The 21,050-nt window shown below is 71.7% G+C and carries 16 protein-coding genes; 7 read left to right on the forward strand and 9 right to left on the reverse strand.

What is annotated here, in order from left to right:
- Nucleotides 1-21 precede the first annotated feature (21 nt).
- From HAV39_RS26720 to HAV39_RS26745, 6 genes are all read right to left on the reverse strand, one after another.
- On the reverse strand, nucleotides 22-2,070 hold the full coding sequence (locus tag HAV39_RS26720; protein WP_191841912.1) for a bifunctional aldolase/short-chain dehydrogenase: 2,049 nt from the start codon (nucleotides 2,068-2,070) through the stop codon (nucleotides 22-24).
- Complete coding sequence (gene rhaI / locus HAV39_RS26725) at nucleotides 2,067-3,233, reverse strand: L-rhamnose isomerase (protein ID WP_191841913.1); 1,167 nt, start codon at nucleotides 3,231-3,233, stop codon at nucleotides 2,067-2,069. Before rhaI ends, HAV39_RS26720 begins: the two co-directional genes overlap by 4 nt.
- Nucleotides 3,234-3,319: 86 nt before the next feature.
- Nucleotides 3,320-4,294 (reverse strand): substrate-binding domain-containing protein, encoded by a 975-nt coding sequence (locus HAV39_RS26730; RefSeq protein WP_191841914.1) that lies wholly within the window; start codon nucleotides 4,292-4,294, stop codon nucleotides 3,320-3,322.
- A 92-nt stretch (nucleotides 4,295-4,386) separates the two neighbouring features.
- Nucleotides 4,387-5,403: an ABC transporter permease gene (locus tag HAV39_RS26735; RefSeq protein ID WP_191841915.1), complete on the reverse strand. Its 1,017-nt coding sequence runs from the start codon at nucleotides 5,401-5,403 to the stop codon at nucleotides 4,387-4,389.
- A complete protein-coding gene (locus HAV39_RS26740; RefSeq protein ID WP_191841916.1) occupies nucleotides 5,400-6,362 on the reverse strand; it encodes an ABC transporter permease in 963 nt (320 codons plus the stop codon). The genes HAV39_RS26735 and HAV39_RS26740 overlap by 4 nt, the downstream gene beginning before the upstream one ends.
- On the reverse strand, nucleotides 6,359-7,897 hold the full coding sequence (locus tag HAV39_RS26745) for a sugar ABC transporter ATP-binding protein (RefSeq protein ID WP_191841917.1): 1,539 nt from the start codon (nucleotides 7,895-7,897) through the stop codon (nucleotides 6,359-6,361). The genes HAV39_RS26740 and HAV39_RS26745 overlap by 4 nt, the downstream gene beginning before the upstream one ends.
- A gap of 245 nt (nucleotides 7,898-8,142) precedes the next feature.
- Between HAV39_RS26745 and HAV39_RS26750 the strand changes: the two genes are divergently transcribed.
- On the forward strand, nucleotides 8,143-9,174 hold the full coding sequence (locus HAV39_RS26750; protein WP_191841918.1) for a LacI family DNA-binding transcriptional regulator: 1,032 nt from the start codon (nucleotides 8,143-8,145) through the stop codon (nucleotides 9,172-9,174).
- A gap of 154 nt (nucleotides 9,175-9,328) precedes the next feature.
- Here HAV39_RS26750 and HAV39_RS26755 read toward each other — a convergent pair whose 3' ends face one another.
- Nucleotides 9,329-9,589: a hypothetical protein gene (locus tag HAV39_RS26755; protein WP_191841919.1), complete on the reverse strand. Its 261-nt coding sequence runs from the start codon at nucleotides 9,587-9,589 to the stop codon at nucleotides 9,329-9,331.
- A 189-nt stretch (nucleotides 9,590-9,778) separates the two neighbouring features.
- On the opposite strand from HAV39_RS26755, the gene HAV39_RS26760 reads away from it, so the two are divergent.
- Nucleotides 9,779-10,597 (forward strand): alpha/beta fold hydrolase, encoded by an 819-nt coding sequence (locus tag HAV39_RS26760; protein ID WP_191841920.1) that lies wholly within the window; start codon nucleotides 9,779-9,781, stop codon nucleotides 10,595-10,597.
- 58 nt (nucleotides 10,598-10,655) lie between these two features.
- Here HAV39_RS26760 and HAV39_RS26765 read toward each other — a convergent pair whose 3' ends face one another.
- Complete coding sequence (locus HAV39_RS26765) at nucleotides 10,656-11,873, reverse strand: epoxide hydrolase family protein (protein WP_191841921.1); 1,218 nt, start codon at nucleotides 11,871-11,873, stop codon at nucleotides 10,656-10,658.
- A 326-nt stretch (nucleotides 11,874-12,199) separates the two neighbouring features.
- On the opposite strand from HAV39_RS26765, the gene HAV39_RS26770 reads away from it, so the two are divergent.
- The 5 genes from HAV39_RS26770 to HAV39_RS26790 all read left to right on the forward strand — a co-directional run bounded on the left by HAV39_RS26770 (nucleotide 12,200) and on the right by HAV39_RS26790 (nucleotide 20,455).
- Nucleotides 12,200-14,998 carry a helix-turn-helix transcriptional regulator gene (locus tag HAV39_RS26770; RefSeq protein WP_191841922.1) on the forward strand — a complete coding sequence of 933 codons (2,799 nt, stop codon included), beginning with the start codon at nucleotides 12,200-12,202 and terminating at the stop codon, nucleotides 14,996-14,998.
- 247 nt (nucleotides 14,999-15,245) lie between these two features.
- The gene (locus tag HAV39_RS26775; protein ID WP_191841923.1) at nucleotides 15,246-16,694 is read left to right on the forward strand and encodes a putative bifunctional diguanylate cyclase/phosphodiesterase; all 1,449 of its coding nucleotides are present in this window, start codon (nucleotides 15,246-15,248) and stop codon (nucleotides 16,692-16,694) included.
- Between the two features lie 280 nt (nucleotides 16,695-16,974).
- Nucleotides 16,975-18,900 (forward strand): asparagine synthase (glutamine-hydrolyzing), encoded by a 1,926-nt coding sequence (asnB, locus tag HAV39_RS26780; RefSeq protein WP_239120804.1) that lies wholly within the window; start codon nucleotides 16,975-16,977, stop codon nucleotides 18,898-18,900.
- A 41-nt stretch (nucleotides 18,901-18,941) separates the two neighbouring features.
- Nucleotides 18,942-19,190, forward strand: a complete 249-nt coding sequence (locus HAV39_RS26785; protein WP_191841925.1) for a hypothetical protein — start codon at nucleotides 18,942-18,944, stop codon at nucleotides 19,188-19,190.
- A 41-nt stretch (nucleotides 19,191-19,231) separates the two neighbouring features.
- Nucleotides 19,232-20,455, forward strand: coding sequence for a multidrug effflux MFS transporter (locus HAV39_RS26790; protein WP_191841941.1), 1,224 nt, complete (start codon nucleotides 19,232-19,234; stop codon nucleotides 20,453-20,455).
- Nucleotides 20,456-20,519: 64 nt separating this feature from the next.
- Here HAV39_RS26790 and HAV39_RS26795 read toward each other — a convergent pair whose 3' ends face one another.
- Nucleotides 20,520-21,005 (reverse strand): hypothetical protein, encoded by a 486-nt coding sequence (locus HAV39_RS26795; RefSeq protein ID WP_191841926.1) that lies wholly within the window; start codon nucleotides 21,003-21,005, stop codon nucleotides 20,520-20,522.
- Between the last annotated feature and the right edge of the window lie 45 nt (nucleotides 21,006-21,050).

Here is a 21,050-nt window from a genome sequence, read left to right on the forward strand (position 1 = left end):
CGGCGGGTCGGGCCGGGCGGGTCAGCGCAGGAACGCCGCGGCGACTCCGGCGTCGACCGGGATGTGCAGGCCGGTGGTGTGGGACAGTTCCCCGGCGGTGAGGACGAAGACCGCGTTGGCCACGTGTTCGGGCAGCACCTCCCGCCCGAGCAGGGTGCGTTTGGCGTAGTAGGCGCCCAGTTCGGATTCGGGCACGCCGTAGACGGCCGCCCGTTGCGCGCCCCAGCCCCCGGCGAAGATGCCTGATCCGCGTACGACGCCGTCGGGGTTGACGCCGTTGACGCGGACGCCGTGCGCGCCGAGCTCGGCGGCGAGCAGCCGCACCTGGTGCGCCTGGGCGGCCTTGGCCGCGCTGTAGGCGACGTTGTTCGGGCCCGCGAAGACGCTGTTCTTGCTGGCGATGTAGACGATGTCGCCGCCCATGCCCTGGGCGATCAGGACCCGGGCGGCCTCCCTGGCGACCAGGAACGAGCCCTTTGCCATGACGTCGTGCTGCAGGTCCCAGTCCGCCTCGGTGGTGTCCAGCAGCGGCTTGGAGATCGACAGGCCGGCGTTGTTGACGACGAGGTCGACGCCGCCGAAGGCCAGGCAGGCACCGCGTACCAGGTCGCGCACGGCGGCGGCGTCGGTGACGTCGGCGCGGACGCCGATCGCGACGTCGGTGCCGCCGATCTCGGTGGCCACCCGCTGTGCGGCGTCGGCGTCGCGGTCGGCGACGACCACGCAGGCGCCCTCGGCGGCGAGGCGGTGGGCGATGGCGCGGCCGATGCCCGATCCGCCGCCGGTGACCAGCGCGATCCGTGTGGCCAGCGGCTTCGCTTTGGGCAGGCGGGCGAGTTTGGCCTCTTCGAGGGCCCAGTACTCGATGCGGAACTTCTCCCGCTCGTCGATCGGGGCGTAGCGGGACACCGCCTCGGCGCCGCGCATCACGTTGATCGCGTTGAGGTAGTACTCCCCCGCGACCCGGGCGGTCTGCTTGGTCGCGCCGAAGGTGAACATGCCGACGCCCGGCACGAGTACGACGGCGGGGTCCGCGCCCCGCATGGCCGGCGAGCCGGGTTCGGCGTGCTCTTCGTAGTAGCGGGAGTAGTCGGCGCGGTAGGCGGCGTGCAGTTCGCGCAGCCGGGCGGCGGTCTGCTCGACCGGGGCGGTCGGCGGCAGGTCCAGCACCATCGGGCGGACCTTGGTGCGCAGGAAGTGGTCGGGGCAGGACGTGCCGAGCGCGGCGAGCTGCGGGTGGCGTTCCCGGGCCAGGAAGTCCAGCACCGTGTCGCTGTCGGTGTAGTGGCCCACCTGCGGTTTGTCGGTGGAGGCCAGGCCGCGCAGCAGCGGGGCGAGTTCGGCGGCCCGCTGGTGCCGCTGCTCGGCGGGCAGGGGCTGGTAGCCGTCCAGCACGGGCCCGAACGGTTCCGGCCGTCCGTGTTCGGCGAGGAACTTCTCCGCCACCCGGATCATCTCCAGCGAGTTGGCTTCGCACTCGTCGCTGGTGTCGCCCCAGGCGGTGATGCCGTGTCCGCCGAGGATGACGCCGATGGCCTGCGGGTGGGCCCGCCGGACGGCGGCGATGTCCACGCCGAGCTGGAACCCGGGACGCCGCCAGGGGACCCAGACCACCCGGTCGCCGAAGCACCGCCGGGTCAGCTCGGGGCCGTCGGCTGCGGTGGCCAGCGCGATGCCGGAGTCGGGGTGCAGGTGGTCGACGTGGGGGGCGTCGACGAGCCCGTGCATCGCGGTGTCGATCGACGGGGCCGCGCCGCCGCGGCCGTGCAGGCAGTAGTCGAATGCGGCGACCATCTCGTCCTCGCGCTCGACGCCGGGGTAGGCCTGCGCCAGGGCGTGCAGCCGGTCCAGGCGCAGCACGGCCAGGCCCGCTTCGGTCAGGGTGCCCAGGTCGCCGCCGGATCCCTTCACCCACAGCAGGGGTACGTCCTGACCGGTCACCGGGTCGCGGCCCGGCCCCTTGGCGGAGGTGTTGCCGCCGCCGTAGTTGGTGTTGCGGGGGTCGGCGCCCAGCCGCCGGGATCGGTCCACCAGCCGCGAGGGCGTAGCGCTGTCGTGGTCGGTCGTCATGCTCCCCAGCCTGCCTGCTGTCCGCCGGTGCGGGCGGCTTCGATCTGCTGCTGGTATCCGCTGGCGTGGTAGGCGGCGATGGGGTCGGAGTCGACGCCGAGTTCGGTACGCAGTTCGGCCAGCAGCGGCCGGACGTCGGTGCTGAACGCGTCCATCAGCACCCCGTGCGCGCCCAGCACGTCCCCGGCGCCCTGGGCGGTGGCGAGCGCGTCGGCGTCGACCAGCAGCGCCTTGGCGACCGCCTCCTGGACGTTGAGCACCGAGCGGATCAGTGCCGGGACCTTGGCCTCCAGGTTGTGGCACTGGTCGAGCATGTACTCGACGCCGGAGTCGGGGCGGATCGCGTCGGCGCGGACCAGTTCGTGCGCGATGCGGAACAGCTGGAACGGGTCGGCCGCGCCGACCATGAGGTCGTCGTCGGCGTAGTTGCGGCTGTTGAAGTGGAAGCCGCCCAGCTTGCCGAACCGGAGCAGCACGGTCACCAGGAACTCGATGTTGGTACCGGGCGCGTGGTGGCCGGTGTCGACGAGCACCTGCGCCTTGTCGCCCAGGGCGACGCAGTGCGCGTAGGAGGTGCCCCAGTCGGGCACGTCCATGCTGTAGAAGTGCGGTTCGAACAGCTTGTACTCGACGAGCATGCGCTGGTCCGGGCCGAGCCGGTCGTAGACCTCGCGCAGCGCGTCGGCGAGCCGGTCCTGGCGGGCGGCGATGGAGTCCTGTCCGGCGTAGTTGGTGCCGTCGGCGAACCACAGCGACAGCACCTGCGAGCCGGTGGCGTCCATGATGTCGACGCATTCGAGCAGGTGGTCGACCGCTTTGCGGCGCACGCCGGGGTCCGGGTGGCAGACGCTGCCCAGCTTGTAGTCGTTCTCCTGGAACACGTTGGGGTTGATCGCGCCGATGCGGATGCCCTGGTCGGCGGCGAAGCGGGCCAGGTCGGCGTAGTCGTCGACCCGGTCCCAGGGGATGTGCAGCGCCACGCTGGGCGCGGCTGCGGTCAGGCGGTGCACCATCGCCGCGTCGGCGACCTTCTCGTACGCGTCGCGGGGCACCCCGGCCTGCGCGTACACCTTGAATCTCGTGCCCGAGTTCCCGTACGCCCACGATGGCGTCTCGATGCGCATGGCGCGCAGGGCGGCTTTGACGGCGGCGTGGTCCTTCATCTTCTTCTTCTCCTGAGCTTCGCCGGCGATGAGTGCCAGGCAGGGTGGGGCGGGCGGCGCCGAAACGCGCCACCCGCCCAGGGGCGTCACTTGACCGTGTCGACGTTCTCCTTGGAGATCAGCTGCACGGGGTTGTAGACCTCACGCTCGGCCGCGTTGTCGAAGGTGAGGGCGGTCTTGGCCAGGGCCTGGTCGGCGAGCTTGACGGTCAGCGCGCCCATCGCGGCCGGGTCCTGCGCGACGGTGGCGGCCAGGCCGTCGCCCTTGATGGCGGTGATCGCCTCGGGGTCGGCGTTGAAGCCGACGGTCACGATGTCCTTGACCGGGTCCTTGCCCGCGTCCTTGACCGCGTTGGCGGCGGCGACGCCCATCGGGTCGTTGCACGAGAACACGCCCGCGACGTCGGGGTTCTTTGCCAGGATGTCCTTCATGACCTTGTAACCCTCCTCCGCCTTGGAGTTGCCGGACAGCTCGGCGACGACCTTGAAGCCCTGCTTCTCGATCTCGGCCTTGAAGCCCGCGTTGCGGCGGGCGGCGTAGACGGCCGACGGCTCGCAGGTGATCGAGGCGACGTTCTTGCCGGTCTTGCCGTTGGCGGCGATCTGCTTGGCCATGAACTCGGCGGCGAGCTTGCCGCCGCCGGCGTTGTCGGAGATGACGATCGCGTCGTACGGCGCGCCGCCGCCGCCGATGTCGTCGACGATCACCGGCACACCCTTGGCCTTGGCCTTGGCGATGATCGGGCCGAGCGCGCTGGGCTTGAACGGGCTGATGATGAGCACGTCGACGCCCTGATCGATGAGCGCCTGCGCGCCGGTGACCATCTCGTTCTCGTCGCTCTTCTCGTCGTGCAGCTTGAACTCCCAGCCCTTGGCCGTGGCCGCCGCGCGGGTGCCCTGCTCCATCTTCTGGAAGAACTCGTACTGCATGTCGTACACGGAGAAGCCGACGACGACCTGGTCGGAGCCGTTCTGGTTGCCGGACGGCGCGTTCGAGTCCGAACAGCCCGCCGTGACCAGCGCGCCCGCCACGGCGAGCGAAACAAGGATCCTGCTCTTCACGGATACCCCTTCCCTGGGGAGGTGGACGGTGCAGGGAGGTAAATCGTTTCAATTCCTTGGTGCACGTGACGCCGGGAGCCTCACGTCGTGGTTCACCGGGCAGGGCCCGGCTGGGGTGTTCGACCGCCGGACAGTGCCCGCCGCAGCGAACCGGGTGCGGCGAACCGGGTCCGCAGCCCGTCGATGGTCAGCGCGACGATCAGCACGCCGCCGAGCACGATGCGCTGGTATGCCGACGGGACGCCCTCGCTGACGAGCATGTCGTTGAGCACGCTGATCAACAACACCGCGGAGAACGTGCCGATCAGCGTGGCCTTGCCGCCCTTGAGGCTGGTGCCGCCGAGCACCACGGCCGCGATCGCCTTCAGCTCGAACCCGTCCTGGGCCGAGCCGTCCGCGGTCCACACCCGGGTGATGTAGGTCAGCGTGGCGATGCCGACGCTCACCCCGACCAGGGCGAACACGAACAGCCGGAGCCGGGTCGCCGAGATGCCGCAGAACCTCGCCGCCTCGGGGGACGATCCGTAGGCGAGCACCCGGCGGCCGGTCGCGGTGCGCCGCAGCAGCAGCCACGCCGCGGCGAACACGCCGACCATGATGACGAACGGCACCGGCACGCCCGCGACGTTGAGCCCGCCGATCTTCACGAACGGGGAGCCGATCTGGTCGTACGGCAGGGTCTTGGGCCCGTCCTGGGTCAGGATGTAGGACACGCCGCGGAACACGAACAGCGTGCCGAGCGTGGCCACGAACGGCGGCACGCTCAGCCTGGTGATCAGGCTCGCGTTGAGCAGGCCGCAGGCCAGCCCGGTGGCCAGTGCCGCCACGATCGCCAGGACGGTGCCGCCGGCGGCGAAGCCGATCAGCGACACCACGCTGCACAGCGCCAGCTGCCCGCCGACGGACAGGTCGAACGCCCCGCTGGCGACGGCGAACGTCATACCGGCCGCGACGATGCCGAGGTAGGCGCTCTCGCGCAGCACCGACTGCGCGTTGTCCAGGCTGAAGAAGTCGGGCGTCAGCACCGGGGCGACCGCCAGCAGCAGCACCAGGATCGCGGTGATCCCCCAGGTGTCCCAGAGGGACCCGAGCGAGGTCGAGCTCTTCATCGGGCGGCCTCCGGCGCCGGGACGGGCATGGTTCGGGCCTCGGCGCGGCGGATGCCTTTGATCGCGAGCGCGGCGATGAGCAGGAGTCCGACGCTGATGCGCTGGTATGCCGGGGGCGTGTTGAGCAGGTTGAGGCCGTTGCGGATCGTCTCGATCAGCACCGCGCCCAGCACGGTCCCCACGATCGACGCGCGGCCGCCGAGCAGGGCGGTGCCGCCGATGACGACGACGGTGATCGCGTCGAGTTCGAAGCCCATGCCGAGCTGGCCGTTGCCCTTCTGCAGCTGGCTGGAGATGAGCAGGCCCCAGCCGGCCCCGGCGACGCCGACCAGGACGTAGACGGCGATGCGGACGCGGTCGACGGGCAGGCCGGACACCCGGGCGGCCTCCCGGTTGGAGCCGATGGCGCAGACCCAGCGGCCGAACCGGGTCCGGTTCATGGCCCACCAGCCGGCGGCGGTCGCGACGACGGCCAGCACGATGGGCATCGGCACGCCGAGCGGCCGACCGCCGACGAGGTACTTCAGCGCGGCGGAGCTGACGATCCGGTCGTGGCCGTCGGAGTAGGCCAGCGACAGCCCGCGCACGATGACCAGCGTCGCCAGCGTCGCGATGAACGGGGTGACGCCGAGCTTAGTGATGACCATGCCGTTGGCCAGTCCGATCGCCGCACCGACGGCCAGCGCGATGCCCATCGCCACCGGCGCGGGCTGCCCGGCGATGATGGCGCTGCAGCACACGACCCCGGCCAGGGAGACCGTCGAGCCGATCGACAGGTCGAACTCGCCCATGGCTAGGCAGAACGTCATGGCCAGGCCGGGCACGGCCACGATGGCCGCGGCGACGAGCACGTTCTCGATGTTCGCGCCGGTCAGGAAGCTGTCGGTGGCGACCGCGAGCACGACGACGGTGCCGAGCAGCGGCAGCAGCAGGGGCAAGCGGCGCAGCACGGCGGTCATCCGGCCACCGCCGCGGAGAAGACCCGCTGTCCGGTGGTGGCGCACCGCATGACGTTCTCCTCGGTGCGGTCGTCTCCGGTCAGGTGGCCGACGATCCGGCCGGCGGCGAGCACGTAGACGCGGTCGCTGATGCCGAGCAGTTCGGGCAGGTCGCTGGAGATCATGACCACGCCGGCTCCATCCGCGGTGATCTCGTTGATGAGGTGGTGGATCTCGACCTTGGCCCCGATGTCGACGCCGCGGGTGGGTTCGTTGAGGATCAGCAGCCTGCCGCCCGGCGCGAGGGCGCGTCCGAACAGGACCTTCTGCTGGTTGCCGCCCGACAGCTGGCCGATGAGCTGGTCCGGGCCGGTGGTGCGGATGGCCAGGCGCTTGCGGAAGGTGTCGAACACGCCGAGTTCGCCCGCGGGCGACAGCAGCCGGCCGAACAGGCCGCGCACCCTGTCCAGCACGGAGATGGTCAGGTTGTGGCGCACGCTGAGGTCCGGCAGGATCCCGGCCGCCTTGCGGTCCTCGTGCAGGAAGCCGATCCCTGCCCGCATCGCGTCGTGCGGGCCCTGGGGCCGGTAGTCCGTGCCGGACAGCAGCATCCGGCCCGTCTTGAGCGGCAGCGCACCGAAGATCACCTGGGACAGTTCGGGCTGCCCCGCACCGGCGACGCCGCCGATGCCGACGATCTCACCGGCCCGCACGACGATCGACACGTCGTGCAGCTGCCGTCCGGCGCTGACCTGGTCGAGTTCCAGCACGACGTCCCCGCCCGCGACGTCGTCGCGGTGGAACATCGCCGACACGTCGCGCCCGACCATGAGCCGGACAAGTTCGTCGGGGCTGGTGTCGGCCAGCGCGGTGGTGCGCACGTGACGGCCGTCGCGCAGCACGGTCACCCGGTCGGCGACGGCGAACACCTCGTCCAGGCGGTGGCTGACGTAGACGACGCTGCGACCCTCCGCGCGCAGCCGCCGGACGACGTCGAGCAGCCGGGTCACCTCGTCGGCCGACAGGGCGGCGGTCGGCTCGTCCATGACGATGATGCGCCCGTCGACCGACAGCGCCTTGGCGATCTCGACGAGCTGCTGCTCGGAGACGGTCAGGCTGCTCACCGGCGCGGTCGGGTCGATGCGCACGCCGAGCGTCGCGAACAGTTCCGCGGCCCGGCGGTTGAGCTCGGGGTAGCGGATGCCGCGGTGGAAGCGGTGGAACGGCTCGCGTCCGGAGAACACATTCTCGGCCACGGTGAGGTCGGGGTAGAGGTTGAACTCCTGGTAGATGACGGCTATCCCGGCGTGGGTCGCGTCGGCGGGGCGGCGCGGACGGTAGGGCCGCTCGGCGAGGCCGATCGTGCCCGTGCTGGGCTGGTGCAGGCCACCGAGCACCTTGAGCAGGGTGGATTTGCCTGCTCCGTTCTCGCCGACGAGCGCGTGGACCTCGCCGGGAACGACGTCGAAGTGCACCCCGTCCAGCGCGCGCACGCCGGGGAATTCGACCGTCAGCCCGTCGACCCGTAGCAACGCCGGGGTGCTGCTGTCCGCCACCGCGCACCTCCGTCCCTTCGGCACCCAGGGTTCAAGGTCAAATTGAATCGTTTTTCATAGCGAGTGCGACGTACGCTACGATCCGGTTGCAGACCTGTCAATACTTTGATGCCTTGCCGTTATGGAAGTGCGTTTTCCACTACTCAGCGTCCGTCCGATGTAGGTTGACACGTTTCATTTCGGGCGTACGCTGAAGCCCGCTCCGGACCTGGGGCTGCCCGCATCCACATGCGCCGGGAGGAGCCATGGCGACCGTCAGCATCAAGGAGGTCGCCCGCCGCGCGCACGTCTCGGTCGGCACGGTGAGCAATGTGCTCAACGGCCGCGCCACCGTCGCCGCCGCGACCCGGCGCCGCGTGCTCGACGCGATCGCCGCACTCGGCTACGTCCGCAACGACTCGGCCCGCCAGCTTCGCGCCGGACGCAGCCGGACGGTGGCGATGGTCGCCCTCGACCTGGCCAACCCCTTCTTCACCGACGTGATGCGCGGCGCCGAGATCGCCGCCGAGGACGGCGGCGTCAACGTCATGGTCTTCAACAGCGGCGAAGACCCCCAGCGCGAACGACGCCACCTCGACCTGCTCAGCCAGCAGCGGGTGCTCGGCGTGCTGATCACCCCCGTGGACGAGACCCACGACGCGCAGTTGGACGGGCTGGTCGAGCGCGGCATCCCGGTCGTCCTCGTCGACCGCGGATCCAGCAGCTTCCACCGCTGCTCGGTCGCCGTCGACGACGTCCTCGGCGGCCGGCTCGCCGGAGACCACCTGCGCGGGCAGGGCCATCACCGGATCGCCTTCGCCGGCGGCCCGTTCTCGCTCCGCCAGGTCGCCGACCGGCACACCGGCCTGACGGCCGCACTGGGCGACGGCCCGCCGCCCCGCCTGGTGACCACTGCGAACCTCAGCGTCGCCGCGGGACGCAACGCGGGCCGCGAGATCGCCGACCTGCCCGCCGGCGAACGCCCGACCGCGGTGTTCTGCGCCAACGACCTGATCGCCCTCGGGGTGCTACAGGAGATGACCGCCCGGGGCGTCCGAGTGCCGCACGACGTCGCGATCGTCGGCTACGACGACATCGAGTTCGCCGCCGCGGCGGCGGTGCCGCTGTCCTCGGTGCGCCAGCCACGCGAGCAGCTGGGCCGCGCCGCGACCCGGCTGCTGCTGGAGGAGGTCACCGAGCCGGACACCCATCAGCACCGCCACGTGCTCTTCCGGCCCGAACTCGTCGTACGCCAATCAAGCTCATCCGCCACCCCGGCCGACCACGGCCGCAGCTGACCGGAGGCCCCGGCACCGGGCGGCGGCGTCATCGCCACGCGTCGGCTGCACACGACACGTATGGCCGGGCGCTCCAGGCGCTCGGCCATACGTCAAGAATGCGGTCCTGCGGCGGACCCCCGCCGCGACGATCGACCTGCGGAGACCGGACCGGTCAGAAAGGAGCCTGGTCCTCGCCGAGCAGCGCCAGGATGGTGTTCTTCGAGCCGCCCTTACGGCTCTGGACGATCACCTTGCCGGAGCGGCCGTCGGGCATCTCCAGCGTCAGGGCCATGCCGACCGGGATCTCTACGCCGGTGGCGTCGGTCGCGACCCGGAAATCGCCCGCCCACGGCCGAAGGCCACCCTTGCGCCCAGGCTCGGAGAAGAGGGCGGCGGTGCCGGATGTTCTGGTGCCGTCCGCGGACAGCAGCACTGCGGGACTTCGATAAGTAGCCATATGCCCGCTACCTTATCCGACTTCGGACCCGGGTGGGGTGACCACGACTCACGATCCACCCGTCAGTGCTGCTTCCGCGACGCCGGCAGCCGCATGCCTGACCCGCCACGCCCCCTCGGGCGTTCTAGCATTGCTGGTCACGGTTCGCCGCTGGAGGAGGGCTCGATGCGGGTCGACAGGATCACCTCGGCCGATGGCGTGCCGATCGCGGTGCACACGACCGGCACCGGGCCGGCGGTCGTCGTCCTCCACGCCGGCATCGCCCCACAGCAGCACTACTACGGGCTGGCGGAGGCGCTGGAACACCGGTTCACGGTGCACCTATACCACCGCCGCGGGCTGCCGGACGCCGCCCCGCTGGACGGTGCCGAGACCGTCGCGACCGACCTAGCCGACCTGTCCGCCGTGCTCAAGCACACCGGCGCCCGCAGCATCCTCGGGCACGGCAGCGGCGGTTTCCTCGCCCTGCGCGCGGCGCTGAGCCTGCCGCTGTACCGCGTCGCGGTGTACGACCCGATCCTGTCCGTCCCCGGCCACGACCTCCTCGACCAGTTCGAGCAGGCACTGCACGCCGGTGACCAGGCCCGCGCGCTGACCCTGCTGAAGCGGGCCACGCATCCGGACGGGCCGGCTGCCAAGCTCCCGTTCGGCCTCGTCCTGCGGCTCAACCGGATGCTGCTACGCCGACCCGGCAACCGCGCCCTGGCGGACCTGCTGCCCACCGTGGCCGCCGAGTTCCGCCGCATCCACGAGCACGACGGGCCGCCCGGCGACTACGCCGCGATCACCGCCGAGGTCCTGCTCGCCGCCGGTGCCCGCAGCCCGGAGCATTTCGCCGAAAACTGCCGGGCGCTGGCCGAGGCCATCCCCCACGGGCAGGCGATCATCATCCCGGGATCGGCCCACGACGCCCCCACCGTCGCCCACGACGAGTTCGTCCGGCCCCTGTCCAGATTCCTGGCCGGCTCCCCCGTGAACGCCTGAAGCGGGCGGCCGAGCGGCTCGGTGTCGAGTCGCCCGGCCGCCGCCCTGCCGTGATCGGCTAGCTGCGCAGCGACCGCAGGCCGGTGCGCACCTCCTCGACGAGCAGCTGCGGCTGCTCCCACGCCGCGAAGTGCCCGCCCCTGTCGAGCCGGTTGTAGTGGATCAGATTCGGGTATGCCCGCTCGGCCCAGCTCCGCGGAGGCTGGTAGACCTCGTCGGGGAAGACGCTGACCGCGACCGGGATCGTGACGCCCTTGACACCCAGGAACGAGAACCTGTTCTCCGCGTACAGCCGACCCGCGGAGACCGCGGTGTTCGTCAGCCAGAACAGCGTGATGTTGTCGAGCACGTCGTCACGCGTCAGGCCTTCGGGCCGCCCGGCGAACGCCCGGGAGATCAGGGCCATGCTCTTGGGATCGTGGTCGAGGACGAAGGTCGCCAGACCGACGGGCGAATCCGCCAGCGCGGTCAGGGCCTGCGGGCGCGAGCCCAGCAGCAGGAACATCGCGACGTGCTGCCACAGGAAGTCGAGCTGCTCGCAAGCCCGCCGCTCCTCGGCGGGCAGATCGGACGGCAGCGACCCCAGCGCGTCGGCGGCGCCGACGATGTTCTGCTGGAACAGCCGGTCGATCTCGGCCGGCACCGTGCCCGCCAGGTTGGTGTGTATGCCGAGCAGCCCCTGCGGCGACTCTGCGGCCATCACGTCCGCGATGATCGCGCCCCAGTCGCCGCCCTGTGCCGCGAACGCGTCGTAGCCGAGGCGCTTCATCAGCTGTACGTAGGCACGGCCGATGCGGTCGGGGCCCCAGCCCGTGGCCGTCGGCTTGCCCGAGAAGCCGTAGCCGGGCATCGACGGGATCACGACGTGGAAGGCATCGGCCGCGGTGCCGCCGTGCGCGGTCGGGTCGGTCAGCGGCTCGATGAGCTTCAGCTGCTCGATGATCGAACCCGGCCAGCCGTGCAGGACGACGAGCGGCAGCGCCTCCTCGTGTTTGGACCGGACGTGGACGAAGTGGATGTCCAGCCCGTCGATCTCGGTGATGAACTGCGGGAAGGAGTTCAGCCGCGCCTCGCATCGACGCCAGTCGTATTCCTCGGCCCAGTAGCGCGCGAGTTCCTGGATCGTGGCGAGCTGCGGGCCCTGCGACTGGTCGGTGGCGGTCTCCTTGTCGGGCCAGCGCGTGTGCATGATGCGCTCACGCAGCTCCGTGAGTTCCCCGACGGGGATCTCGACCATGAACGGCCTGATCGCGGGCGTTTCGGGTGTGGCAGCCATGTGGACTTCCTTGCTGATGCTCGTTCGGGAAAGAAGCTTGAGTCGACGCGGGCATCCTCGACCGGCCGTCCGGTAAACCATCGCTTCGGCGGACGCCGGTGGCCCCCGGAGCCGCCACCTGGATACCCCCGGGGTCGGCGCCGGGGACCGATGCCCGGGGCTACCCGAACGCGGTTGACGGTTGTCGACGTCCCGTGCCGATTGGGGCATTCGGCCCCGCGTCGGCGCCCGCGGCCAGGCAGCGAAAGGCCCAGACGCGACATCCGGTGACGTCAGGCCGGGTCCAGCCGCCAGCGGGCCGGGTCACGGACGGGGAGAATGAAGGCATGGGCGTGTCCGTCGTAGGCGCGCGGGACGAACTACGGGGCCGGCGGCAAGAACTGGCGTCGCTGGAGCGAGTGCTGGCCGGCGCGAGAGCGGGTGGCAGCGCGGTGCTGGTCCTTCGCGGCGAGGCGGGCATCGGCAAGACCGCGTTGCTGGACCACGCGGCCAGGCAGGCGGTCGGCTTCCACAAGACGTCGGTGGTCGGCATCGAATCGGAATTCGAACTCGCGTTCGCGAGCCTGCACCAGCTCTGCACGCCCCTGCTCGGCCGGCTGGGCGAGCTGCCCGGGCCGCAGCGTGAGGCCCTCTCCGTCGCGTTCGGACTGCGGCAGGGCGAGGCGCCGAACCGGTTCCTGGTCGGCCTGGCCGTGCTCAACCTGCTCGCCGGCACTGCCCGGGACCGGCCGCTGGTGTGCCTCGTCGATGACGCGCAATGGCTCGACGACGCGTCCAGGCAGGTGCTGGCCTTCGTCGCCAGGCGGTTGCAGGCCGAGCCAGTGGCCTTGATCTTCGCGGTGCGGGAACCTGACGAGGATCGACACCTGGCCGGACTGCCGGAGTTGACCGTCGAGGGCCTCAGCGAGCCCGACGCACGCGGCCTGCTGGCCTCGAACCTCCGCGTGCCGCTCGACCCGGCGGTCCGGGACCGGATCGTGGCCGAGGCGCACGGCAACCCGATGGCCCTGCTGCAACTGCCGCGCGCGCTGGCACCGGCGGAGCTGGCAGGCGGATTCTGGGTGCCGGACGGTCGCCCCCTGGCGAGCTACCTCGAAAACAGCTTCTACCAGCAGTTCCGATCACTTCCGGAGGACAGCCGCCGGCTGCTGCTGACCGCCGCGGCCGACCCGACCGGCGACGTCGAACTGCTGCGGCGCGCGGCCGGACTGCAGCAGACGCCGATGGACGCCGCCGCGCCCGCCGAGGCTGCTGGCCTGGTCGAATTCGGTACGAGAGTGCGGTTCCACCACCCTCTCGTCCGCTCGGCCGTCTATCACCGCGCCTCCGCGCAGGACCGCCGGGCGGCGCACCGGGCGCTGGCCGAAGCCACCGAGCCCCGGCTCGATCCTGATCGCCGGGCCTGGCACCGCGCCCTCGCCGCCACCTGGCCCGACGAAGACGTCGCCGCCGACCTGGAAAGCTCCGCCGAACGTGCCCGGAGTCGGGGCGGAGCCGCCGCGGCGGCCTCGTTCCTGCAGCGGTCGGCCGAGCTCACGCCCGACCCCGCCCGCCGGATCCCCCGCGCCCTGGCCGCCGCCCAGGCCGGCATCGACGCCGGCGGAGCCGACCAGGCATACGACATGCTGGCGCTCGCCGAGGCCGGCCCGCTCGACGACCTGCAGCGCGCCCGGCTCGAACGGCTGCGCGCCAAGCTGCTGTTCGCCCAGGTCCGCGGCAGCGACGCGCCCCGGCTGCTGCTCGACGCCGCCCGACGCCTGGCACCCCTGGACGCTGCCATCGCCCGCGACGCGCTGCTCGAAGCCGCCGGGGCGGCGATCTTCGCCGGTCGTCTCGGTGAGAAACCCGGGCTGCGCGAGGTGGCCGAGGCCGCTCGCGCCGGACCGCCGCCACCGTCGCCCCCGCGGTCGGTCGACATCGTCCTCGACAGCATCACCAGCCTGATCATCGACGGCTATCCCGGCAGCGTCGACGCGCTACGGCGGGCGCTGCGCGCCGTGCGGCAGGAGCAGAACTCCGGCACCGCCGGGGCGGACAGGCGCTGGCTGTGGCTGGCGTGCCCGGTGACCCCCGAACCGCTCGCACCGGAGCTGTGGGACGACGACGCCTGGCACGAACTGGTGACCCGCGCCGTGCACCTCGCCCGCGAAGCCGGAACGCTCGGCGTCCTCCCGATGGCGCTGACCTACCAGGCGTGCTTCCACGTGCACGCCGGCGACTTCGACACGGCGTCCGCCCTGATCGACGAGGCCACGGCGATCTCGGCAGCGATGGACAGCGCGCCCATGACGTATCCGTCCCTGGTGCTCAGCGCCTGGCGGGCACAGGAGTCCCAGACCATGGACCTCGTCGAAGCGAGCGTCAAAGATGTGGGCGCCCGTGGTGAAGGACGCGCCCTCGGCCTGGCCGAGTACGCGACCGCGGTGCTGTACAACGGTCTCGGCCGCTATGACGCCGCACTGGCCGCCGCGACGCGCGCCTGCGAGTACCAGGATCTGGGCATCTACGGCTGGGCACTGGTCGAACTGATCGAGGCGGCGGCCCGCAGCGGGCAGCCCGAGACCGCCGCGGCGGCGCTGGACCAGCTCACCGCACGCACCGACGCCAGCAAAACCGCCTGGGCCGCGGGCGTGGCGGCCTGCTCGCGCGCACTGCTCAGCGACGACCAGCACGCCGATGCGCTCTACCAGGAGGCGATCGGCCAGCTCGGAAGCTGCCGGATGGCCATGCACCTGGCCCGCGCGCACCTGCTGTACGGCGAGTGGCTGCGCCGCCACAACCGCCGCCAGGAGAGCCGGGAACACCTGCGTTCGGCGTACGACACGTTCAGCCGGATCGGGGCCGCCGGCTTCGCCGAACGCGCCCGCAGGGAGTTGCAGGCGACCGGGGAGACGGTCCGCAAGCGGACGGTCAGCGCCATCGCCGAGCTCACCGGCCAGGAGGCCCAGATCGCCAGGCTGGCCAGGGACGGCAACACCAACTCCGAGATCGCCGCCCAGCTGTTCATCAGCCCGCGCACGGTGGAATGGCACCTGGGCAACGTCTTCACGAAGCTCGGGGTCAGCTCTCGCAAGGAGCTGCGTTCCGTGCTGCTCGCCCCGAACCCGGCAGCGACGCCCGCGTGACCCGGCCGACATTGTCGCGCCGGCACCCGGAATCGGACACCCATCTCACCAGGTCGCTCACTGCCACGAACCGTTCGACATTCGCGGCGTCCCGAGCACCCGGGGTTCCCGGCCAAGGGCGCGACCCCGGGAGCGACCCGGGGGCGACGCCGGTGCTTCCCGGCGATCGTGGATCCCGTCGGCGCGACACCGCCCGGCTTCCCCATGGCGAGCCTGCACGGGCGCCACCCCCGGAGGGCATGAGCACGTGAATCTTCCAGAGATCGATATCACCCGCAACCCCTGTGACGCCGCGAGCCCCGGCGACCTGGCGCTGGGCGCATACCTCGCCGAACGCCGCGGCGACGACCTCCACCCGCCGCCGCAGCACCTGCCCCTGGCGCGCCGGCACACCACGTACGACCCGTTGACCGGGCTGCCCAACCGGATCATGCTCAAGCAGGCCCTGTTCGCCGCCCTGTCCCCCACGGCCGCACAGCGCCCGATCGGGCTGTGCCACGTGGACGTCGACGGGTTCGCCGCGATCAACCACATCCTCGGACACGACATCGGCGACCAGCTGCTGCAGACCATCGCCCGGCGCATCTCCCAGCGGCTCGGCGACGGCTGCCTGCTCGCCCGCACCGGCAGCGACGAATTCACCATCCTGGTCACCGCGTCCGCACACACCGCCGACATCACTGACATCGCAGAGACGATCCTGCGGGCGATCCGGCAGCCGGTGCGCCTGGCCGGACGGCGGCTGCAGGTGACCGCCGGCATCGGCGTGGTCGCCTGCGAACCGCACCACGATTCCGCCGCCGAGCTGATGAGCGCCGCCGAATCCGCCCTCGCCCAGGCGAAGGCCGCCGGACGCGACCGCTACCGCCGGTACGACCCCGACCTGCACGCCCGCCAGCAGGCACGGCACGAGATCGCCTGGGCGCTGCCGCAGGCGCTGGCCCGCGGCGAGCTGTTCGTGGAGTACCAGCCGATGGTGCGCGCCGACGACGGCCGGCTGCACGGCGTCGAGGCACTGGCCCGGTGGCGGCATCCCCGGCTCGGCCTGGTCGCACCGGCGCAGTTCATCCCCGTGGCCGAGGAACACGGGATGATCGGCGCGGTCGGCCGGTTCGTGCTGCGCACCGCCTGCGCGCAGGCCGGCACGTGGCACACCCGCCATCCGGGACGCCGGCTCATCATGAGCGTCAACCTCGCCCCGGCGCAGACCGACGACCCGGCGCTGCCCGTCCTGGTGGCCGGCTTGCTGGCACAGCACGGCATTGACCCGGCCATGCTCCAGCTGGAGATCACCGAGAGCAGCATGATGCCGACCGCCGGACCTGCCCTCGACACGCTGCGGGCCCTGGCCCGCCTCGGCGTGCGGATCGCCATCGACGACTTCGGCACCGGCTACGCCAACCTCACGAACCTGCGGTCACTGCCGGTGCACCACCTGAAGATACCGCGGCAGTTCGTCACCGCGCCCGTCGACGAGTTCGCCGAGCGGGTCGACTGCGCCCTGGTCGACACGGTCGTCCGGCTCGCCCGCAGCCTCGGGCTCGGCGTCATCGCCGAAGGAGTGGAATCGCAGGCGCAGGCGACGTTGTTGCGGCGGCTCGGCTGTGACGTCTTCCAGGGATACGTGTACGGCAAGCCGCAGTCGCCTGACGCCATCGAGGCCCGGCTCAGCGCCTCGCCCGGCCGCGCGCCCTGAGCGTCCTGCGGCCGACTGCCGACGTCACGGACGTACGCGCGGGCCGCACCGTGACGCGTGACGAATCGTGGCGGCGATACAACCTTCGGCCACGAAACTTCCGTCTAAGGGAGGAGAAGCGAGTGCTGACCGAGTTCAGCGCCCACGCACGGCACGCGCGGACGGAGGTGGAACGCGTGCTCGTCGAGCAGGGACCGGCGTGACCGTGACCGCACCGAGCCAGCGCTGCTGCGCTCCGGTGCGGCCACAGAGGAACGGGGGCAGCACGATGTGCGGAATCTTGGCTCACTTCAGCACCGACGGAACCGCCGGCACGTGTGTCGACGCGATCGCGGACGCGCTGCGCGGCCTGCACCACCGGGGCCCGGACGACACCGGGGTCGTGCTCATCGACGGCGACGCGGTCTTCGCCCACAAACGGCTCGCCGTCATCGACCTGGCCGGATCACACGAACCGCTGTACTACCGCGACGACCGTTACGTGCTCACCTTCAACGGCGAGATCTACAACTACCTGGAGCTGCGCGAGGAACTCCAGCGCGACTGCGGGGCCGAGTTCAGCACCGACGGTGACGCCGAGGTCATCGTGGCCGGCTACCACTACTGGGGCGAGACGGTGCTGGACCGGCTGCGCGGCATGTACGCCTTCGTGATCTGGGACCGGCAGGCCAGGCAGGCGTTCGGGGCACGCGACCAGTTCGGCATCAAACCCATGTACCTCATGCAGGACCGGACCGGCCTCTACCTGGCCAGCGAGAAGAAGGCGCTGCTGCCGTTCCTGGACCGCACCTCGGCCGCACCGCAGCGCGTCGACCCGACCAGCCTCAAGTACTTCATGACGTATCAGTACGTGCCGGAACCGCGCACCCTCGACCTCGGCGTCGAGCGGCTGGCCGCCGCCGAGTGCTTCACCTGGACACCGGCCCAGGGGCTGCGCCGACGCCGCTACCTGCGGCCGCAGTTCGCACCGGCGCCCGAACCGGCCCCGCAGCACCTGTACGAGCAGATCGCCGACGCGCTGCGCGACAGCGTCCGGATGCACCTGCGCGCGGACGTGCCCGTCGGCGCGTTCCTGTCCAGCGGCATCGACTCCACCGCGATCGTGGCCCTGGCCCGCGAATCTCACCCCGACCTGAAGACCTTCACCGTCGGCTTCGACATCGCCGGCTACTCCGAGACCGACGTCGCCCGCGAATCCGCCCAGGCCCTGGGGGTCCGCACCATCCCGACCGTCGTCACCGCGCAGGAGGTGATGGCGGCACTGCCCCGCATCGTGTGGCACCTGGACGACCCGGTGGCCGATCCGTCGCTGGTGCCGCTGTACTTCCTGGCCAGGTCGGCGGCCGAGCACGTCACCGTGGTGCTGTCCGGGGAAGGTGCGGACGAACTGTTCGGCGGGTACGCCATCTACCGCGAGCCCCTGTCGCTGCGGCCGCTGACCAGGCTGCCCGACCCGCTGCGGCGCGGCCTGCGGGCCGTCTCCCGGGCGGTGCCCGAAGGCGTCAAAGGGCGCGGTTTCCTGGAGCGGGGCACCAAGCCCCTGCGGGAGCGGTTCAACGGCAACGCCCGGATCTTCGCCGACGACGGCGAACTCGCCCGCCTGCTGGTGCGCGACGACACCGCGGCGAGGTTCACCGACATCACCGCGCCGCTGTACGAGCAGGCGACCGCCGCCGGCCTGGACGACTCGACGGCGATGCAGTTCGTCGACCTCAACACCTGGCTGCCCGGCGACATCCTGACCAAGGCCGACCGCATGTCCATGGCCCACTCGCTGGAGTTGCGCGTGCCGTTCCTGGACCGGGAGGTGTTCGCGGTGGCCCGGCGCATCCCCCTCGAACTCAAACTCCCCCGCCAGGGCCAGTCCACCAAGCACGCCCTGCGGCAGGCGCTGCGCCGGATCGTGCCGCCCGCCATCGTCGACCGGCCGAAGATGGGCTTCCCCACCCCGACCCGGGTCTGGCTGGCCGGCCCGATGTACGACTGGGCCCGCCAGATCCTGCACACCTCCGGTGCCGGGGACCTGGTCAACCTGCCGTACGTGGACGGCCTGCTGCGGGCGCACCGCGCCGGCGAGGCCGACCACTCACGGAAGATCTGGACCGTCCTCGTCTTCTGCCTGTGGCATGCCGTGTTCGTCACCGGCACCATGAACCCCTTCGACGGCGACGACGTGCCCGCCACCTCCCGCCTCGCCCTTTCCTGACCGCCCGTCCCGCACCAAAACGGTTGATATCGGGGGCATCCGTGTCCACGCTGCCCGACCCGGTCTGGCCGGTGGTCGTCCTCGCGTTGATCCAGGTCGCCGACGGGCTGCTGTGCGTCAAATCGGCGCGCTTCGTCGCCGCGTGTCTCGAAGGCGTGCGCTTCCCACGCCGGTGGTGGCGGCTGCTGCCGCCGCATGCTCGGGTAGCCACCTCGATCCGGCATGTGATCTGCACCATCTCGCCGCCGACGGGGAACATACCCGCCGGTATCCAGTTGTTGTCAGCGTGACCACACCTCCCGCCGCAGCCACGCGCACGCCCGGCGACCTCATGAGCGGCGCGCAGCAGCTGCGGCTGGTACTCGTCCTCGGTTCGCTGATCGCGATCGGCCCGCTGACCATCGACATGTACCTTCCGGCCCTGCCCGCGATCACCGACGACCTCGCCACGACCTCCACCGCGGTGCAGCTCACCCTGACCGGCACCCTCGCCGGCCTCGGCCTCGGCCAGCTCGCCATCGGCCCGCTCTCCGACGCGTACGGCCGCCGCAAGCCGCTGATCGTCGGGCTGCTGGTGCACGTGCTCGCCTCCGCGCTGTGCGTCATCGCCCCCGACGTGCTCACCCTCGGCGCGCTGCGCGTCCTGCAGGGGCTCGGCGTCGCCGCGTCCTCGGTGGTGGCCATGGCGGTCGTCCGGGACCTGTTCAGCGGCACCGCGTTCGCCCGGCTCTTCTCCCGGCTGATGCTCGTCATGGGCGCCGCACCCGTGCTCGCGCCCACCCTCGGCGGGGCGGTGCTGCGCTGGACGCAGTGGCGGGGCGTGTTCGTGGTGCTCGCCGGGTTCGGGATCGCGCTGACCCTGGTGGCCATGTTCGGCCTGCGCGAGACGCTGCCCCCGGAGCGGCGGCGCACCGGCGGCACCGCCGGCACCCTGCGCATGTACCGCGCGCTGCTGCGGGACCGCACGTTCGTCGGGCTGGTGTTCGTGGCGGGCCTGGCCATGGCCGGGCTGTTCGCGTACGTCGCCGGTTCCTCGTTCGTGCTGCAGGAGCAGTACGGCCTGGACGAGCAGCAGTTCGCCATCGCGTTCGGCGCCGGCGCGGCCGGGCTCATCGGCGCGACCCAGCTCAACGTGCGCCTGCTGCGCCGATACACCCCGCAGCGCATCCTGGTCGGCGCGCTGGTCGCCGGGGCCGCCGCCGCGGCGGTCCTGGTCCTGCTCGCCGCGACCGGCGTCGGTGGCCTGCCTGCCCTGCTCTGCGGCCTGTGGGCGGTCCTGGCCGCCAGCGGCCTCGCCCTGCCCAACGCGCCCGCGCTGGCCATGTCCCGCCACGGCGAAGCAGCCGGGACCGCCGCGGCCCTGCTGGGCGCGGTCCAGTTCGGCGTCGGCGCGGTGGCCGCGCCGATGGTCGGGCTGCTCGGCGCGGACGCGATGGCGATGACCACGGTGATCCTCGCCGGGATGGCGGCCGCGCTGGCGATCGCCCTGCTGGTGGTGCGCACGGCCCGGTTCGACGACGTCCCCGTCGAGGCGGTGGCGGTGCACGTCGGCTGACGCGGGCACCCGCGGGGTCCGGCGGCAGCATCCCGCCGGACCCCGCGTGCTCCGCCGCCCGTGGTCAGGCGGCGGGCATGTTCTCCCAGGCCCGGTGCAGGCGGCCGGTCAGGGCCGTCTCGGCCGCCTCCATCCGCTCGACGGCCTGCCGCAGCGCCTCGGTCTCGGTCTGCGGGCGGGCCAGCGTGTTCGCCCAGTCGTCCTGCGTCGCGGTGCCCGCCTCGGCGATCTCCCGGTGGATGTCGCCCAGGGCGGCGAGATAGTCCCGCGCGGCCGTCTCGATCTCCGCGTCCAGCACGCTGCGCTTCTCGATCAGGAAGATGTTCAGGTGCCGGGTCTGCTCTCCCAGCGCCTCCGCCGAGATCGCCCCGCCCCGGGACAGGATCTGCAACTGCCGCAGCCGCGACTGCAGCTCCTCGATCGCGGCCGCGCTGCGCTGGCTGAGCTCCCGGGTGCGCCGGTTGCGCTCGGTGCGCCGCCACTGCAGGAAGCCGAGTCCGACGGCCAGCGCGCCGCCGAGGAATCCGAGCACCGGTCCAAGAATGTCCACGGACGACATAGTGCAGCAGACCGGTGATCTGCCGCGAGAGAGGAA

It is taken from the genome of Catellatospora chokoriensis (genome assembly GCF_011297315.1).
Classification (GTDB): Bacteria; Actinomycetota; Actinomycetes; order Mycobacteriales; family Micromonosporaceae; genus Catellatospora; species Catellatospora citrea.